Annotated in this window: 14 protein-coding genes; 5 read left to right on the plus strand and 9 right to left on the minus strand. The window is 72.8% G+C overall.

Going from position 1 to position 16,902, the window contains the following annotated elements; translation table 11 throughout:
* The first annotated feature begins 209 nt into the window (after positions 1-209).
* Both STBA_RS30470 and STBA_RS30475 read left to right on the plus strand, forming a co-directional pair.
* Positions 210-1,700 carry a pyridoxal-dependent decarboxylase gene (locus STBA_RS30470; RefSeq protein ID WP_216355989.1) on the plus strand — a complete coding sequence of 497 codons (1,491 nt, stop codon included), beginning with the start codon at positions 210-212 and terminating at the stop codon, positions 1,698-1,700.
* Positions 1,697-3,028, plus strand: a complete 1,332-nt coding sequence (locus tag STBA_RS30475; protein ID WP_077062265.1) for a SidA/IucD/PvdA family monooxygenase — start codon at positions 1,697-1,699, stop codon at positions 3,026-3,028. Before STBA_RS30470 ends, STBA_RS30475 begins: the two co-directional genes overlap by 4 nt.
* Here the strand turns inward: STBA_RS30475 and STBA_RS30480 are convergent.
* Entirely contained in the window at positions 3,016-3,804 is a 789-nt protein-coding gene (locus STBA_RS30480) for a class III extradiol ring-cleavage dioxygenase (protein ID WP_077062266.1), read from the minus strand. The two genes, STBA_RS30475 and STBA_RS30480, sit on opposite strands and share 13 nt — an antisense overlap.
* A gap of 27 nt (positions 3,805-3,831) precedes the next feature.
* Entirely contained in the window at positions 3,832-4,404 is a 573-nt protein-coding gene (locus STBA_RS30485; protein WP_077062267.1) for a DoxX family protein, read from the minus strand.
* Positions 4,405-4,517: 113 nt separating this feature from the next.
* Between STBA_RS30485 and STBA_RS30490 the strand changes: the two genes are divergently transcribed.
* Together STBA_RS30490 and STBA_RS30495 are read left to right on the plus strand one after the other, a co-directional pair.
* Positions 4,518-4,982: a MarR family winged helix-turn-helix transcriptional regulator gene (locus STBA_RS30490; protein WP_077062268.1), complete on the plus strand. Its 465-nt coding sequence runs from the start codon at positions 4,518-4,520 to the stop codon at positions 4,980-4,982.
* On the plus strand, positions 4,982-5,410 hold the full coding sequence (locus tag STBA_RS30495; protein WP_171987819.1) for a GntR family transcriptional regulator: 429 nt from the start codon (positions 4,982-4,984) through the stop codon (positions 5,408-5,410). The genes STBA_RS30490 and STBA_RS30495 overlap by 1 nt, the downstream gene beginning before the upstream one ends.
* A gap of 7 nt (positions 5,411-5,417) precedes the next feature.
* Here the strand turns inward: STBA_RS30495 and STBA_RS30500 are convergent, their stop codons facing one another.
* The 3 genes from STBA_RS30500 to STBA_RS30510 form a co-directional block, all read right to left on the minus strand.
* Positions 5,418-7,094, minus strand: a complete 1,677-nt coding sequence (locus STBA_RS30500) for a glycoside hydrolase family 13 protein (protein WP_077062269.1) — start codon at positions 7,092-7,094, stop codon at positions 5,418-5,420.
* A gap of 115 nt (positions 7,095-7,209) precedes the next feature.
* The gene (locus STBA_RS30505) at positions 7,210-8,232 is read right to left on the minus strand and encodes a LacI family DNA-binding transcriptional regulator (RefSeq protein WP_077062270.1); all 1,023 of its coding nucleotides are present in this window, start codon (positions 8,230-8,232) and stop codon (positions 7,210-7,212) included.
* A gap of 228 nt (positions 8,233-8,460) precedes the next feature.
* A complete protein-coding gene (locus STBA_RS30510; RefSeq protein ID WP_077062271.1) occupies positions 8,461-9,087 on the minus strand; it encodes a hypothetical protein in 627 nt (208 codons plus the stop codon).
* A gap of 174 nt (positions 9,088-9,261) precedes the next feature.
* On the opposite strand from STBA_RS30510, the gene STBA_RS30515 reads away from it, so the two are divergent.
* On the plus strand, positions 9,262-10,467 hold the full coding sequence (locus STBA_RS30515) for a helix-turn-helix transcriptional regulator (RefSeq protein WP_077062272.1): 1,206 nt from the start codon (positions 9,262-9,264) through the stop codon (positions 10,465-10,467).
* A 49-nt stretch (positions 10,468-10,516) separates the two neighbouring features.
* Here the strand turns inward: STBA_RS30515 and STBA_RS30520 are convergent, their stop codons facing one another.
* The 4 genes from STBA_RS30520 to STBA_RS30535 form a co-directional block, all read right to left on the minus strand.
* Complete coding sequence (locus STBA_RS30520; protein ID WP_077062273.1) at positions 10,517-11,950, minus strand: RICIN domain-containing protein; 1,434 nt, start codon at positions 11,948-11,950, stop codon at positions 10,517-10,519.
* Between the two features lie 621 nt (positions 11,951-12,571).
* Positions 12,572-13,567, minus strand: a complete 996-nt coding sequence (locus STBA_RS30525; protein ID WP_077062274.1) for a phosphotransferase — start codon at positions 13,565-13,567, stop codon at positions 12,572-12,574.
* Between the two features lie 400 nt (positions 13,568-13,967).
* Positions 13,968-15,902 (minus strand): DUF2264 domain-containing protein, encoded by a 1,935-nt coding sequence (locus tag STBA_RS30530; RefSeq protein WP_077062275.1) that lies wholly within the window; start codon positions 15,900-15,902, stop codon positions 13,968-13,970.
* Complete coding sequence (locus STBA_RS30535) at positions 15,899-16,882, minus strand: hydroxyacid dehydrogenase (protein ID WP_079252506.1); 984 nt, start codon at positions 16,880-16,882, stop codon at positions 15,899-15,901. Before STBA_RS30535 ends, STBA_RS30530 begins: the two co-directional genes overlap by 4 nt.
* Positions 16,883-16,902 lie beyond the last annotated feature (20 nt).

Raw genomic sequence — 16,902 nt, forward strand, 5'->3', positions numbered from 1 at the left:
CGGTTGACAAACTTAGGTATGCCTAACCTAAATTGATCCGGTGGGCGGAGACCGCGGGAGCATCCGGGGCTTTCGTCCGCCGAGCCTGCCCCGGCGTACGCCCCAGCCCCTGAAAGCAGCCGCTCGCCGCCGCAGCACGCCGCCGCAACACGCCGCCAAGACAAGGGACACCCCGAGAACCCATGAGCATGCCCGGCCATGCCCCACCCGTGCCCGCGCCCCCCACGCTCCTGGAGCCCGATCTGCTGGCCGCCGACCCGGCCGGCCTCGCCGATGTCGGGCGACTCGTCACCGAGCTGACCAGGGAGGCCGCCGGAGCCCTGCGCCGCCGCACAGGGCCGCTGCCCGCTCTCACCCCGCAGGAGCTGGCGCGCCTGCTGGACGCCCAGCTGCCGGAAGGCCCGCTGCCCCGCACCGGCGGTGGCCGGGAGGCCGTCCTCGCCCTCGCCCGTTCCTACGCCGCCCACACCGTCGACCTCGCCGACCCGCACGCCGCCGCGCATCTCCAGCCGCCCGCCCTGTCGGTGGCCGCCGCCGCGGATGTGCTCGCGTCCGTCTTCAACGCCTCGGTCGACACCTGGGACAGCGGCCCCTACGCGGTCGAGATCGAACGCCGTGTCGTCCGTGCGCTCGCCGCGCTCGCCGGCTACGGGCCCGAGGGGGACGGTGTCCTCACCCCGGGCGGCACCGCCTCCAACCTCCAGGCCCTGCTGATCGCCCGCGATGCCGCGCTCGGCGCGCGCCGCGACGTCAGGAGCGCCGGGCTCACCGGCCTGGCCGCGGAGCCGGTGGTCTACTGCTCGGAGCTGGCGCACTTCTCCGTCGCCCGCGCCTGCGCCGTGCTGGGCCTCGGCGAGGACGCCGTGCGGCTGATTCCCGCCGACGGCGCCCACCGCATGCGCACCGACGAGCTGGCCCGCGCGCTCGCCGGGCGCAGTGAGAGCGAGGTGCCCATCGCCGTTGTCGCCACCGCGGGCACCACCGACTACGGCTCGGTGGACCCGTTGCCCGAGATTGCCGCCCTGGCCGCCCGCCACGGCGTGCGGTTGCACGTGGACGCGGCCTACGGCGGCGGTGCGCTGTTCTCCGACCGGATGCGTCCCTTGCTCGACGGTATCGAGGCGGCCGACACGGTCACCATCGACCTGCACAAAACGGCCTGGCAGCCCGCCGCGGCCAGTGTCCTGCTGGCCAGGGATGGCCGCGACTTCGCGGCCACCACCGGGTTGCGTGTCGCCTACCTCAATCCGGACGACGACGGTGCGGCGGGGTACGACGGGCTGCTGGGCCACTCGCTGGCGACCACCAGGCGGGCCGACGCGCTGAAGGTCGCGGCCACCTTCCTGGCGCTGGGTCAGGAGGGCATCGGCGCCATGCTGGACGCCTGCCACGACCTGGCCCTGCATGCGGCGGGCACGGTGACCTCCCACCCCCGGCTCGAACTCACCGCGCCGCCCACCCTCACCACCGTCGTCTTCCGCTACCTGCCCCGCGCGCAGGACGCCGACGCCGACGCCGTCAACGGCGCCCTCCGCCGCCGCCTCCTCGCCCGCGGCACCGCGCTCATCGGCCGTACCGACGCGGCGGGCGGGGTCCGGTTGAAACTGACCCTGCTCAACCCGCAGGCCACCAAGAACGACATCGACGAACTCATCGCCGCGGTCGTCGCCGCCGGCTCCGCAGTGGAGGAGGCGGCGTGAGCGGCGACGCTAGCGAGCCCGAGGTGCTCGACCTGGCGGCGGTCGGCATCGGGCCGTTCAACCTCTCGCTCTCCGCCCTCGCCGACGAGGTCGACGGCCTCTCGTTCGCCGCCTTCGACCGGCGGCCCGCCTACGACTGGCACCCGGGCCTGATGTTCGACTGGGCGTCGCTCCAGGTCGGCTTCCTCGCCGACCTCGTCTCGCTGATCCGGCCCACCAGCCCCTGGTCGTTCCTCAACTACCTGGTCGAGCACGACCGGATGTACCCGTTCTATATCGCGGAACGTTTCCACGTGCCCCGGCGCGAGTACGCCGACTACTGCGCCTGGGCCGCGGCCCGGCTGCCCGGCTGCCGGTTCGGCGCCTCGGTCGACGAGGTGCGCTGGGACGCCGCGCGCGATCTGTGGGAGCTGACGGTGCGCGACACCGGCACCGGTCGCACCGCGGTCCACGCCGCGCGCAACCTCGTGCTCGGCGTCGGCACCGAGCCGGCGCTGCCGCCCGCCCTCGCGAAGGCGGCGGAGGTGGCGGGGGACCGGGTCTTCCACTCCGGCGAACACCTGAACCGCATCGACGGGCTGACCGCAGCCGGGGTGCGCGACGTCACGGTCGTCGGCTCGGGGCAGTCCGGCGCCGAGGTGTTCCTCGACCTGCTGCGGCGCCAGCGCGAGGCGGGCTGGGCGGTCACCTGGCTCACCCGGTCCTGGGGTTTCGCCCCGCTGGACTACTCCAAGCTGGTCCTCGAATACACCACGCCCGCCTACATGCGGTACTTCAACGGCCTCGAACCGGCCGTGCGCGACCGGCTGATCACCTCCCAGTGGCAGCTGTACAAGGGCATCGACACCGAGACGATCGACCTCATCCACGACGAGCTGTACGACCACCTGCTCGACGGCGACCGCCCGCCGGTGACCCTGCTGCCCGCCACCGCCCTGCTGGACGCCCGGGTGGCGGACGGCACCGTGCGGCTCACCACCGCACATGCGGACACCGGCAGCCGGGCCGAGCGCACCACCGGCGCCGTGGTCGCGGCCACCGGCTACGCCGGGCGCCGCCCCGACTGCATCGCGCCGGTGGAGAAGCTGATCGCCTGGGACGACAAGGGACGCTACGACGTGACGGCCGGTCACCGGGTGCGCACCGTTCCGGAGGTGAGTGCCGGTCTCTTCGTGCAGAACGCGGAGCTGCACACGCACGGTGCGGCGGCCCCCGACCTGGGGATCGGCGCCTACCGCGGCGCGTTGATCCTGAACGCGGTGGCGGGCCGCGACGTCTTCCGCATCCCGCGCAGGACCGCGTTCCAGTCGTTCGGTCAGCCCAGCTGAACGGACCGCTTGGCGAGGCCGGCCCAGAAGCCGTCGATCACCGTCCGCTGCCGGGACAGGTCGGCCTCGCCCGCGCCGAGCGCCAGGAACAGCGGCGCGAAGTGCTCGGTGCGCGGATGCGCCCGCCGCCCGGCGGGAGCCCGCACGGCGAAGTCGAGCAGCCCGTCGACGTCCCCGCGCGCCAGGGCCTCCGCGCCCCAGGCGTCGAACTCCCGCGACCAGCCGGGCGCCTCCCGCGGCCCCGAACCCCAGGTCAGCTCCGAGAGGTTGTGGGTGAAGAAGCCGCTGCCGACGATCAGTACGCCCTCGTCGCGCAGCGGCGCGAGACGGCGGCCGAGCCGCAGCAGCCGCTCCGGCTCCAGGGTCGGCATGGACAGCTGGAGCACCGGGATGCGGGCGTCCGGGTACATCTCGGCCAGCGGCACGTACGCGCCGTGGTCCAGGCCGCGGCCGGGGGCGTCGTGCACCGGAACGCCGGGCCCGCCGAGCAGCCCGCGCACGCGCTCGGCGAGCCGCGGCGCGCCGGGCGCCGGGTAGGTCACGCGCGAGTAGCGCTCGGGAAAGCCCCAGAAGTCGTAGGTCAGGGGAACCGTGGTGGTCGCGCCCAGTGTGAGCGGGGCGCTCTCCCAGTGCGCGGACACCATCAGGACCGCCCGCGGCCGGGGCAGCCGCGCCGCCCAGGCGGCGAGCTGTCCGGGCCACAGCGCGTCGTCGGCCAGGGGCGGCGCCCCGTGGCTCAGGTACAGCACGGGCATGCGCGCGGCGGTGTCGTTCATCGGCCTTCCTCGTGGAACGCGGGGATGTCAGTCGCGCAGCAGCAGGACGACGACCGCCGTCACCACGGCGAGGCCGAGCGCGGCGGCGCCGTAGGTCGTGCGGTGGGTGCGCAGCGCGGGAACGGGCAGCAGCGGGTCGACGGCGAGGCGCCCCGGTCCGGTGAGCGCGAGCGATGCGGCGCCGAAGCCCATGATCATGGCGTACTCGTAGCCGGCGGGCAGGAAGAATCCGCTCTCCCAGTGCACGGCGAAGACGGCGTTGATCATGGTGCCGAGCACCGCCGCCGCGGCCAGTGGCGTGAACAGGCCGAGGGCGAGCCCGAGTCCGCCGAAGGTCTCCGACAGACCGGCCACCAGGGCCATGGTCTCGCCGGACGGGTAACCCATGGACGTGAAGCCCGCCCCGGTGGCATCGAGTCCCGCGCCGTCGAACCAGCCGAACAGCTTCTGGCTGCCGTGCGCGGCCATGGTGAGGCCGACGGCGAGGCGGAGGAGCAGCAGGCCGAGGTCGAGCCCGGCGGGTGCCTGCCCGGGGAGCGGGGCGGGGGCTGCGGCGGGCGGAGCGGTGGGCGCGGTACCGGTCGTGGTGGGGGACGTCACGGGCGGCCTCCTGCGGGGGCGCTGTCGATACGGGGGGTGGTTCAAATTAAAACAACTACCCGGTCGACAGTACCCGGTACTTCAGATCCGAACAACCTCCCTATGATGGCCGTATGGCGAAAACCCGGTGGCTCGACGAGCAGGAAATGGCGGCCTGGACGGCATTCCTCGAAGCCAGCCACCGCGTCTTCCGCAGCGTCGAGCAGCAGCTGAAGGAGGAGGCCGGCCTCTCCCACCCGCAGTACGAGATCCTGGTCAAGCTCGCCGCCGCCGGCGGCGCCGGGCTGCGGATGACGGAACTGGCCGAATCCCTCATCACGTCGAAGAGCGGCCTGACCTACCAGATCGGCCGCCTTGAGGAGCGCGGGCTCGTCGTACGCGGTGAGGTCCCCGGCGACATCAGGGGCGTCACGGCCCGGCTCACCGACGTGGGCGCCGCCGCCCTGCGCGCGGCCGCGCCCGGCCACGTGGCGCGGGTGCGCGAGGTGCTGATAGACGGCCTCGACCGCCACCAGCTGACCGTTCTCGCCGAGGCCCTGGGCGAGGTCAGCGACCGCCTGCGCGAGCACGGGGCCTGATGCCGCCGGATCGCGGCTGCGGCACAATCGCCTCCGTGAAGGTCACCATCGATTCCCGGGCGCCTGGCGCGCCCTACGAGCAGCTGCGCGCGCAGATCGCCGAGCAGGTACGGCGCGGGCAACTGCCCGTCGGCTACCGGCTGCCGACCGTCCGCGGGCTCGCGGACGAGCTGGGGCTCGCCGCGAACACCGTGGCCAAGGCCTACCGCGCGCTGGAGAGCGACGGCGTGGTGGAGACCAGGGGCCGCAACGGCACGTTCGTCGCCGCGGCCCGGGACGCCGCCGCGCGGGAGGCAGCGGCGGCGGCCCAGACCTACGCGCAGCGCGTCGCCCGGCTCGGCCTGGACCGCGCCGCGGCCGAGGCCGTGGTCCAGGACGCGATCCGCGCCGCCTACCCGACCGGGGACGCGCGCCCCCCGACCGGATAGCCGGTGGTCAGGCGCGCGACGCGCCGCCGCCCCACAGCCACACCGTGGTGTCGGACGGCAGGGTCCCGTTCGTGATCCGGTCGCTGGTCAGCAGCACGCCCCAGTTCTTCGGGAGGGGGAACGGCTCGCCCGAGAAGTTGACGACGCAGCGCAGCACCGGCGACCGCTCGAACGCCAGCACGCCCTTGGGCGCGTCCAGCCAGCGCAGCGACTCGCCCCTGAACCCGGGCTGGTCCTGACGCAGCCGCAGCGCCGAACGGTACAGCTCCAGCGTCGACGCCGGAATCCCGGACTGTGTCTGCGCGGTCAGCGACTCCCAGCCGGCCGGCTGCGGCAGCCACGGCTTGCTGCCCTTCGGCCCGAAGCCGAACGGGCTGTCGGAACCCGACCAGGGCAGCGGCACCCGGCAGCCGTCCCGGCCGCGCACCGTGTGGCCCGACCGCTCCCACGTGGGGTCGGCCAGCACCCCCTCCGGCAGGTCCTCGACCTCCCAGAGGCCCAGCTCCTCGCCCTGGTACAGGTAGGCGCTGCCGGGCAGCGCCAGCATCAGCAGCGCCGCCGCCCGCGCCCGCCGCAGCCCGAGCCCGAGATCACTCGGCCCCGGGTCCACGTCGTGCTCGTGCGTGCACGTCGCGGCGCGGCCGTACCGGGTGACGTGCCGCGGCACGTCGTGGTTGGAAAGCACCCAGGTCGAGGGCGCGCCCACCGCGCCGAGCGTGGTGACACAGCGATCGATCACCGCGCGTAGCTCCTCGGCGTCCCAGGCGGACTTCAGGAACGAGAAGTTGAACGCGGTGTGCAACTCGTCCTGCCTGACGTACAACGGCAGCCGGTCGTCGTTCACGTGGGCCTCGGCGATGAACAGCCGGTCGCCCGCATAGGAGTCCGCGATCTTCCGCCACGTCTGGTAGATCTCGTGCACGCTGTCGAGGTCCCAGTGCGGGTGCTTTTCGAGCTGCCGGTCCTCGTCGAACAGCGCCCCCTCCGGCAGGCCGAGGTCCGGCAGCGCGGGGTCCTTGGCCAGACCGTGGGCCACATCGATACGGAACCCGTCCACCCCCCGGTCGAACCAGAAGCGCAGGATCGACTCGAACTCGGCCCGCACTTCGCGGCTCGACCAGTTGAGATCGGGCTGCTCGGAGGCGAACAGGTGGAGGTACCACTGCCCGGGCGAGCCGTCCGGCTCGGTGACCCGGGTCCAGGCCCGGCCACCGAAGCGGCTGCGCCAGTCGTTCGGCGGCTCGGAACCATCGGGTCCGCGGCCGTCCCTGAAGACGTACCGGTCCCGTTCCGGCGAGCCGGGAGGCGCGTCGATCGCCTCCGTGAACCAGCGGTGCCGGTCGGAGGTGTGGTTGGGCACGATGTCCAGGACGACGCGGATGCCGAGGGCGTGCGCCTCGGCGATCATCTCCTCGCCCTCGGCCAGCGTGCCGAAGGCCGGGTCGATGCCGCGGTAGTCGGCCACGTCGTAACCGCCGTCCGCCATCGGCGACGGATACCACGGATTGATCCACACGGCGTCGACGCCCAGCTCCCTGAGGTAGGGCAGCCGGGCCCGCAGTCCGGCGATGTCGCCGATGCCGTCGCCGTTGCCGTCGGCGAAGCTGCGGATGTAGACCTGATACACGACGGCGGTGCGCCACCAGGGTGCGGCCGTGTTCTGATGAATGCGGGTGCGGGGCACGTATCTTCCATTCCTCTTGCGAGTTGACCCTGGAAAATGCGCGGATTGAGCGGCTCACCGCGCAGTAGTGCGGCTGTACTGGTCCGGTTCAGGTCCCGGCCGGGGTGAGTGGTGATCATGAGAGAGGCGCGCTGCGTGAGCATGCGCCGGTGGTCCCACGGACGACCAGCCTTGTGGGCACCACCACCCGGGTCGGCTCCTCGCTCGCTCCGGACAGCGCGTCCAGAATCTGACGAGCAAGCAACTCGCCCTGGTGGGATACGGGTTGTGCAATGGTGGTGAGGTCGAGCAGCTCCGCGGTCTCGTGGTCGTCGAAGCCGATGACCGAGACGTCGTCCGGGGCGCGCAGGCCCATCCGGCTCAGCGTGCGCAGCGCGCCGAACGCCATCTGGTCGGACTCGGCGAAGACGGCGGTGGGCGGATCGGGCAGGCTGAGCAGCTGTGCCATCGCCGACGCACCTTCTTCGATGCCGAGGTGACCCGGAGCTTCGAGATCCGGGTCGTAGGGAATTCCCGACTGCGCCAGTACGGTGCGGTAGGCATGCTGACGGACGATCGGCGTGGTGAAGCCCCTGGGGTCCCCGAGGGCGCCGGTGATCATACCGATCCTCCGGTGCCCGAGGTTGATCAGGTGGCGGACTGCCGTGCTCGCCCCCTCCGCGTTGTCGATGGCGACGTGCCAGCAGCCGGGTATGCGGGTGCCGAGCACGGCTATGGGCACTTCCAGCGACACCAGCGTCTCGGACTCGCTCGCGGAGAGCGGCAGATTGAGCACGATCAACGCGTCGACGCGGCGGCGGAGCGGCATGCGGGCGAAGAAGCGCTCGTGCACCCGCTCGTCGCCGAGGTTGTACAGCAGTATGTCGAGGTCGTTGGCGCGCAGCACCGTGTCGATGCCGGCCACCACCTGGCTGTAGAACCACCGGTTGACGAACGGCAGGACGACGCCCACCGTTCCCGTCCGGCCGGAGGCGAGGGAGGAGGCGTGCGGGGAGACCGAGTACGACAGCTCCTCCGCGGCGCGCAGCACGCGCTCACGGGTCGCCTCCGACACGTTCGGCAGCCCGCGCAGGGCCCGCGAGACGGTCGCGGTCGACACCTCCGCGCGCCGGGCGACATCAATGATGCTGGCGGCCATAACCCTCCGATCACGGCAGTGTGCCGAACGTACTGCCGACCGAGGAGGGAATGCAATCGCTTACATGTAAAGATCTTGAGTTCTCGCCGAATTGGTGCGCGTAACCGTCACTTTGACGAGAGAGTCCCAGGTGAAACGCTTGAAACGGGTGATGTAAACGTGTGCAGAAAATAGTCACCCGGTGCCTGTCCGCCCCCGGACGGCAGGCACCGGGTGACATCTGTGGTGTCAGGCCCCCAGCTTGTCCAGGGCCGTGCTCAGCGTCGTGCCGAACTCCTCGACGGGCGCGTCCTGGAGGGTGCCCATCTGGCCCCAGTCGACGAGCGTGACCCGCGTGCCGTCGCGGCCCACGCCGAACAGCCGCACACCGAGCCCGGCTTCCTGCGGGGCGGTGTGCACGCCGTACACGTGGCCGCCGTCGGCGGCCTCGACCGGGCCGTAGTCGTCCCAGGCCGCGGAGGCACCGGGATTCTCGCGCAGCCAGTCGGCCGCACAGTCGGCCGCCGCCGTCGACAGCGCGGCGACCAGCGCCTCGGCACCGGCCTCGTCACCGGCTTCGACGACGACCTGAAGGGCGCCTGTGTCGAGTTCGGTCCAGTACGGCTGGTGCCAGGCGTCCTCGGCGGGCAGCTGGTCCTCGAAGCAGAAGACCGGCCACTCCGGCAGCCCGGCCACGGCACCCGAGGAGTACCAGCCGGTGTCGTGCGCGGGCAGTTCGTCGCCGGTGAGGAACGCCTCGGGCGGTACCTCGGCGGCGGCCGGCTGCGCGCCGGCCGGAACGGTCACGGCCAGGACGCAGGCCGCGGCGAGCGAACCGGCCGCCGCGTAACGGCGGCCGGAGGAAAGAAGGTTCACGTGTCCCCCCAGAAGGAACGTGCGGATGTCTGCCGCGAGCAGCCTGCGGGCCGTGCGCCGCGCGCGGCAACAGTTCCGTGCCGATCGGGGACGCGGGGACGTTCCCGGGCCCTCTGACGTGGGACGATGGGCCTCCCCTGGAACGGCGGCCGGGGACGGGGAGATGGGGGAGAGATGACGGGGAACGTCGCGGCCGAGCGCTTCGCGGAGCGGCTGCGCGAGCTGAAGGAACGTTCCGGGCGTAGCTTCGGCGCGCTCGCCCGGCACCTGCACATCAGCACGTCGACACTGCACCGCTACTGCTCGGGCGCGGTCGTCCCCGCCGAGTACGCCCCGGTGGAGCGGCTGGCCAGGCTGTGCGGGGCCACCCCGGAGGAGCTGGTCGACCTCCACCGCCTGTGGCTGCGCGCGGACGCCCTGCGTCCCGCGGCACGCTCCGCGTCGCGCTCCGCGGGAACGCGGAAGGAGCGGGAACCGGAGGGCGGTGCGGCGTCGGATGTGCGGGAGCCGGCGGAGCGGGAACGGGCACCGGAGCCGGAGCCGGAACGGGCACCGGAGCCGGAGCCGGAACAGGCGACCGAGCAGGAGCAGGCACCGGAGCAGGAGGAACGGGGCGTGCCGGTGCCCGCCCGGCGCGGGCGGCGGCGCTGGCCGCTGGCCGCCGGGCTCGCCGCGCTGCTCGTCGTCATCGTCACCGCGCTGAACGCCGCGAGCTCCGGCGGCTCCCCCACCGACCGGCCGCCCGCTGCGAGTTCCGCCGAGGCGCCCCTGACCTGGACCGCGCGTTCCCACGTGTGGGCGGGCGGCTGCGGTCACCGCTACCTGGCCGACCGGCCCGCCGCCGAGGTTCCGCCGCCGCCGGTCGCGCAGGACGCGGAGCCGTGGGCCGACCGGCTCGGTGCGGTGCACGGCGACTCCACCATCGTCGAGTCGACGGTCCGCGCGGCGCTGCCCGGCACGGTCGTCGTCGAGGCCGTGCACATCCGGGTCGTCGAGCGCAGGGCGCCGCTGGAATGGCCGGTTTTCGACATGTCGCTGGGCTGCGGGGGCGCATTGACCCCGGCCACGTTTGCGGTCGACCTCGATGCGGAACGCCCCGTCGCCCGGCCGGTCGCCGGGTTCGACGGGGACACCATGACCGAACTCCCGGCCCCCGCCCTGCCGTTCGCCGTCACCGCGGACGAGCCCCTGGTGCTCCGGGTGGAGGCGGCGGCCGGCGCCTGCGACTGCTCCTGGTCGGTCGAGCTGGAGTGGAGCAGCGGCGAGGAGCGCGGCACGCTCGTCATCGACGACGGCGGCGAGCCGTTCCGCACCAGCGGTGGCGGGGAGGGCGCGACGTACTCGTACGGGTTCGACACGGAGAGCTGGCGCGCCGAGTGAGGGTCCCGGTCCGCGCCGTGCGCGGCCCGGGACCCCCTCCGCCACCGGATCAGACGGTCGCCCGCCTGAACTGCTGGTGCTGCGCGTCCGAGCAGCTGTACTGGATCAGGCGCGCGCCGTCCGCCGTCGACTCGTCCGAGACGTCGAGGCACATGCCGCTGTGGCGGGCGGCGAGCCGGACGTACCCGTCGCCGGTGTCGGTCACCTGCCACTGCTGCTCGGGCCCGCCGCCGCACGTCGTCTGGACCACGGCGGCGCCCGCGGTGGTCGAGCCGTCCGCGACCGCGAGGCAAAGGGAGCTGTGCCGGGTGACGAGCTGGACGTGGCCGTTGCCCGCGTCGCGCGGCCAGAAGTGCTGGTTGCCCCCGCCGTTGCACGGGTACTGGGCGAGCTGCTGGCCCACGGTCTGGGACCGGCTCGGTATGTCGAGGCACTTGCCCGAGTGCCGCGCGGTCAGCGTCTGGTAGGGCCCGCCGACACCGCGGACTGTTCCGGCGTCGGCGTCGATGGCCAGCTCGGGGGACCAGCTCATGCTCATCGTGCGGTTCGTCGGGAACGACAGCGGGAGCCAGACGTAACGCGAGTCGTTCACCCGGCCGCCGAACGAGTTCCCCCAGCGGTCTCCCATGTACATGTAGGTGGTGGCGCTGGTGCCCTGGACGGGCAGGACCCAGGCGGTCTGGGAGCCGTAGGTGGTGGAGTCGCCGATGTTTCGCATGCTGCTCCAGCCGGAGGTGAGGCTGGTGGAGGTGGCGTACTGCTGCTGGTTGGGGTTCCAGCCGGTGGCGCCCGAGGTGAGCATGAAGTAGATGCCGTCGCGCTTGAAGAGGGCGGGGGCCTCGCGGTGGCCGCCGGGCCAGGGGTTGGCGACCAGGCTTTCGATGTCGGTGTAGTCGTCGGTGAGGCGGTAGAGGTGGAGGTCGTAGTTCTCGCGGGCGGCGGAGGCCATGTAACCGGTGCCGTCGTCGTCGACGAAGACGGTGATGTCACGGGACATGTGACCCAGCGGGCGGAAGCTGCCCTGCCAGGCGTAGTCGCCGTCGACGGTGCCGGATACGGCGACGGCGGCGCGGGCCTCGCTGTAGTCCTGGCCGTTCTCCTTGTGCATCCACATGACGAACTGCCCGGTGGATTCGTTGTACATGACCTTGGGGCGTTCGATGTTGGCCTGCTGGAGCTCGGGGTCGGAGTCCTGGGTGAGGACGTGGTTGCGGAACTCCCAGGTCCTCAGGTCGGTGGAGCGGTACACGGAGACGTAGCGGAAGGCGTTGCTGTCCTCCTGCCGGTTCTCCCCGAACCAGTAGTAGTAGCCGTCCACTTCGATGACACCGCCGCCATGGGCGTGCACCGGGTCGCCGTTCGGATCGGTGAACTGGGTCCCGTTCAGCACGGTGACCGGCGCCGCCCTGGCCGTCGGCGCCGCGAGGACGACGGCGGCGAGGCTCAGGCAGAGAGCGGTGACCAGCAGCCGGGCGAGGCGCACGGCCCGGCCTCCTGGCTCGCTCGCGGTGGGGGAGTGCATGGGTGCCCTACCTTTCTGACGCGGCTCGTGAAGGGGCCGTTCGAAAAACTCGGTGGAGCGGGACGGCCAGATGTGTTTGCGTAAACATGGGTGGCCGACGCCGTTCAGTATGGGCCCGTGCCCCGAACAGTCAATCCCTCCCGCACCGCCACATCCGCAGTGTGCGGACGCCCCGCACGGCTGCCTGCCGGTCCGAGGGCGCCGGCTGGTCAACGGGCATGGCAGAGCCCCGCCGCTTCCGGTGAGCAGGACGAGGCGTGGGGCAGTGGCTTCGAGTCGCTCTCCGTGCGTTCCGCGACCGATCAAGGTGTCGATGGGGCCGGTCCTGGGAGCGTCGAGCGCCCATATGTCCGCTTCCAGGAATCCGCCCTGCGGAAGAAGGGCGTACGGCTGAAGCCGGATTCCCGGCGGCTGCGGTCTTCTGCTCGTCGCCGTGTCGTGCCGGGCGGCGGCAGGCGGAACGGCGGTCGCGGCAACGTCTGACGGTCATCCGGGAAGGCGTCGGACGACGATGGAGGAACAGACACGTGGATCATGTCGAGGAGCAGGCGGGTGTTCCGCGCGGCCCCGCGTATCCCGGGGCTACACCAACGGCAGGAGCGCCAGCGCCTCTTTCGCGTTGTGTTCGGCGATCCCCTGCATGACCGCCCGGTCGGGGAAGTCGCCGTCGAGGAGACGCAGTGGACCGGCCACCAGCGACAGACGCATCGCGAGCATGTAGAGGTCGAGCCGCTGCGAATCGAGACCGGGCCGGACCAGCGCGGTATACCGCTCGCCGAAGCGGAGCCGGAGGAAGACGTGCTCCCACTCGACGTCGAAGTACATCACGCCCTCGATGTCGATCAGGACGGGGTGACCGTCGGCGTCGACCAGGACGTGATCGGGTCCGAGTTCTCCGTGGATCAGCCCGTATTCCGTGCGAGGGCTCACCCGGTCGGCCAGCTCCTGCAAGCGGTCGCGCAACGCGGCGCCGGCTGCCTTGATGCGGTCGTCGCGCCCCGCCGCCTCCGCAAGATCCCGCAGTGCGCGGTCGAGGACGCGCCGCTCGCACGAGATCTCGGATGCGGAGCCGCCCTGCTCCAGCAGATCCACCCTCCCGTAGTGCTCACCCCCCTGGTGCCGGTGCATCACCTCAAGCATCACGGCGAGGTTGTCCAGGGCTCCCGCGGCGCGCGCGGGATCGGTTTCGAAGAGTGCTTCGAGCGTGCCGCCGGAGACATCCTCGACCACGGCGACGTCCGCCGGATACCGGCGCCGGCTGTCATCCGCCAGAAGTACCCGAGGAACCCGTGCCCCGAGGCTGTCCAAGCTCCGCCGTGCGGTCAGGAACGGGACCAGCCCGGAGGCGGGCGCGAACGGGTCAGCCGGGTCGGCCTCCCGCGCGCCCGGCCAGAAGTTCTCGGCTTCGGCCCAGCTGTACACGATCACGCTCGGTGTGCGGGTTCCGTCGAGGCGGACCCGGTACACCCCTTTCTTGCTCCCCCCGCGCAACCGTTCCACCGCGGCGACGTGGCATCCCGCTCCCAGTGCGTCACGAACGAGCCCCGACAGGTCTTCGATGTCCGAGAATTGCCGCATCCGCAGAACCTACTGAAGACGGTGCAGCGCGTGCCACTGGATACTCCTTCCGCAGCCTTCGACCGCCGAGGAACGACGCACCTCCGGGAGGCCCTCCCGGCAACGGCGAAGCAACGCCATCTGCCCGCAACGCACACCTTGCCCGGACGGTGTCCGGAGCCCTGACATCCACCAGCAGCCCCAGGCCGATGGCGATCGGCCCCTGCTGGAGAAGGACCACGAAACGTTCACGAGGCGGCCGAACACCTCACTCCGGGCCTTGCGTTGCTGCGGCCCCGCGTAAGTCGGGCCGACGGGGCCGCTTGTCCTCATCACCCGGTCGGCCATGTCTCGATGACATCTGTGCAGAGAACGCCGTATGAAGGTTCGGACGACGAGGCCCGGCGCCAGGGAAACGGCGTCAGATCGGCACCTGCGTTCGGTGGCCGTCCGGCCAGTGGATCGTGGCTCCTTCCGGATGCACGGTCAACTCCGGTGCGGCGCCGAGGGGTTCTCCGCCGCGGTCGAGGGTGACCAGGGCCGCGAGGAGGCCGTCCGGCGGCAGGGTGCCGTCCGTGGCGACCCAGGGCACGGCCGTCCAGGTGCCGAGCGGACCCGAGTCGCGTTCCGCGTGCACCCCCGCCCCGGGGAAGCCGCGCAGCGGTCGGACCGCGGAACGCAGGGCGGCGGTGCACGCGGTGGCCCCGGGGCCCGCCGCCGGCCGGTCGGCCGCGGCGACCGGCCAGCCGCCGAGTCGCAAGTCGTGCGGTCCGGCCGGGAGTCCGGCGGTCGCGACGCGCACCAGCCGGACCTCGATGCCGTCACGCACGGCCGAGGCGACGGTGATCCCGGGGCCCGGCGCGATCCGGCCGGTGCGCCCGGAGCCGTGGTCGGGTCCGGCGTCGGGCGCCGGGTCCACCCAGTACGTGTGCCCGCCGGAGGCGGCGAGCAGCACGCCGCCGGGTGCCTGGCGGGCGAAGTGGGCGGTGAAGCCGGTGCGGTGCGTGGCGCGGCCCTCGGCGTCGAGGAGCACCACGGCGTTGTCCAGCGGCGCGTCCACCGTGGGGCCGGTCAGCGGCGGGAGCGTGGCGGTGGAGTAGCCGAGCCGGGCGTACAGCGGGGCGTCGGTGGCGGTGGTGCCGGGGCTCGCGTGGTCGGTGCCGTGGTTGACGACGGTGACCAGCCCGTCGCGCTGCCGTCCCGAGACCAGCCAGCCCGGTGCCTCGACGACCCGGCCGAAGTCGCCGCGTTCCACCGGAAGGGGCGCTTCCGGCTCGGTCCACACGGGGTGGTCGGCGGGGAGGGCCAGGCCCAGCATGCCCTTGGCGGCCCAGTAGGGCGAGCCGGGGCCCGAGTACGCCTGCTTCATGGCGGGCCAGGGGTGGTGCCAGCCGAGGGTGAGGAGCCCCTCGGCGTCGGGCGCGCCGTGGTCGGCGAAGTGCCGCACGATGCCGCTGGCCGCGCGGCGCAGCAGGCCGGGCGGCAGGTCGCCGGTGCCGGTGTAGGCGGCGGTCCACAGCGGGGCCGCGGCGGCGAAGCGGTAGATGAGGCTGCGGCCCTGGAGCAGGGGGGAGCCGTCGGCGCCGACGAGGTGGACCGCGTCGTGGAGGTAGTGGGTGAGGTCGTCGGCCCACGTCCGGCGGAGTCCGGGCGGGCAGAGGGTGCCGGTGACGTCGAACGCCTGGCTCCACAGCAGTGGGTAGAGGTGCAGTGCCCAGCCCGTGTAATGGTCGAACGCGCGCTGGTCGGCGCCGTCGGAGAGCCAGCCGCCCGGGCGCCGCAGGGACGCGTGGACGGCGAGGTCCTCCTCGATGTCGGTGGCGGACCAGGGCCCGCCGGCCTCGCGCAGGAAGGATTCGACGACGATCCGGAACCAGACCCAGTTGATCGGCGGGTAGGGCTGGCCGATGACGGTGGCCAGCCAGTCGACGGTGTTCTGTCGCACCCGGTCGTCGAGCCGGTCCCACAGCCAGGGGCGGGTGAGTTGCAGGATGAGCGCGATGGAGGCGGCCTCCACCTTGGCCTGGCCCAGTTCGTCCGGCCGGGGCCACGCCTCGGGCGAGGCCGGGTCGGTTCCGGCGGCGAGGCCGTCGGCGTAGCGTTCCAGCAGCCCGGTGGGGTCGGCGCCCCGTTCGCCCGCGATGCGGAAGCCGGCCAGCAGCAGGGTGCGGGCGAAGCCTTCGAGGCCGTCGGAGGCGGGGCCGAAGCGGCTGGGCGGTCCCGGCAGGTCGACGCGCGCGCCGAGCGGGGACCGGTGCCGGTCGACGGCGGCCAGCAGCCGGTCGGCGGTGGCGGCCCAGTGGGCGCGGGTCCAGCCGGTGTGGGGCGAGAGAGCGCGGTCCTCCGGCGGGTTCATGCGCGCACCGCCATGTCGTGCGAGGACACCGGGTCCACCGGGGGGCGGCCGGCGCGGTAGCGCTCCAGTTCGTCGAGTGCGGCCTGGGCCATTCTCCGGGTCTCCGATCCGAGCGAGCCCGCAACGTGCGGGGTGACCAGCACGTTCGGCAGGTCGTACAGCGGGGAGTCGGCGGGCAGCGGCTCCGGTTCCGTGACGTCGAGGATGGCGTGCAGTCCGCCGTCGGCGCAGGCCCGGGTCAGCGCCTCGGTGTCCACCAGGCTGCCGCGCGCGGTGTTGATCAGCACCGCGTGCCGGGGCAGCGCGGCGAGTTCGGCAGCGCCGATCAGCCCGCGGGTCTGCGGCAGGGCCGGGGCGTGCAGGCTGAGGACGTCGGCCTGGGGCAGGGCCTCGGCGAGGGTGGCGGGCTGGGCGCCGGCCGCGCGGATGGCGGCGGGGTCGGCGACGGGGTCGACGATCAGGACGCGGGCCAGGCCGAGGCCGGTGAGCAGGGCGCAGACCCGCGCGCCGATCCGCGAGTGGCCGACGAGGACGACGGTGCGGTCCCGCCCGGACAGTTCGCCGCGGCGGTCGCGGTAGCTCCAGTCGGTGCGGAACGTGCGGGCGTCGGCGCCGAGGAACGGCACCTTTTTGAAGGCCCAGAGCACGGCGGCCAGGGTGTAGTGGGCGACGGGCTCCGCATTGGCCTCGGCGGCGGTGGTGACGAGCAGGCCGCGGTCGAAGACGGCCCGGCTCACGTGCGGGCGCACCGAGCCTGCGGCGTGCAGGACGGCGCGCAGGCGCGGGGCGGCGTTCAAGATGTCCTCGGTGAGGTAGGGGCAGCCCCAGGAGGTGATGAGCACTTCGGTCTCGGCCAGCCGGCTGAGCGTTCCGGGGGAGTGCAGCTCGTCGGTGACCAGGGGGTCGCCGAGGGCGGCGAGGTAGCGCAGCCGGGCCAGCTCGGCTTCGGCGAACTGGGCGGTGAAGGTGTCGTGCCCCATGACGAGCATGGTCTGGGGCC

This window comes from Streptomyces sp. MP131-18 (genome assembly GCF_001984575.1).
GTDB lineage: Bacteria > Actinomycetota > Actinomycetes > Streptomycetales > Streptomycetaceae > Streptomyces > Streptomyces johnsoniae.

Bases quoted from the DNA above. Each gene is read 5' to 3' on its own strand.
- STBA_RS30490 (WP_077062268.1), top strand. From the start codon at position 4,518: ATGGCGAAAACCCGGTGGCTCGACGAGCAGGAAATGGCGGCCTGGACG.
- STBA_RS30525 (WP_077062274.1), bottom strand. From the start codon at position 13,567: ATGCGGCAATTCTCGGACATCGAAGACCTGTCGGGGCTCGTTCGTGAC.
- STBA_RS30495 (WP_171987819.1), top strand. From the start codon at position 4,982: ATGCCGCCGGATCGCGGCTGCGGCACAATCGCCTCCGTGAAGGTCACC.
- STBA_RS30535 (WP_079252506.1), bottom strand. From the start codon at position 16,882: ATGGGGCACGACACCTTCACCGCCCAGTTCGCCGAAGCCGAGCTGGCC.
- STBA_RS30515 (WP_077062272.1), top strand. From the start codon at position 9,262: ATGACGGGGAACGTCGCGGCCGAGCGCTTCGCGGAGCGGCTGCGCGAG.
- STBA_RS30530 (WP_077062275.1), bottom strand. From the start codon at position 15,902: ATGAACCCGCCGGAGGACCGCGCTCTCTCGCCCCACACCGGCTGGACC.
- STBA_RS30505 (WP_077062270.1), bottom strand. From the start codon at position 8,232: ATGGCCGCCAGCATCATTGATGTCGCCCGGCGCGCGGAGGTGTCGACC.
- STBA_RS30480 (WP_077062266.1), bottom strand. From the start codon at position 3,804: ATGAACGACACCGCCGCGCGCATGCCCGTGCTGTACCTGAGCCACGGG.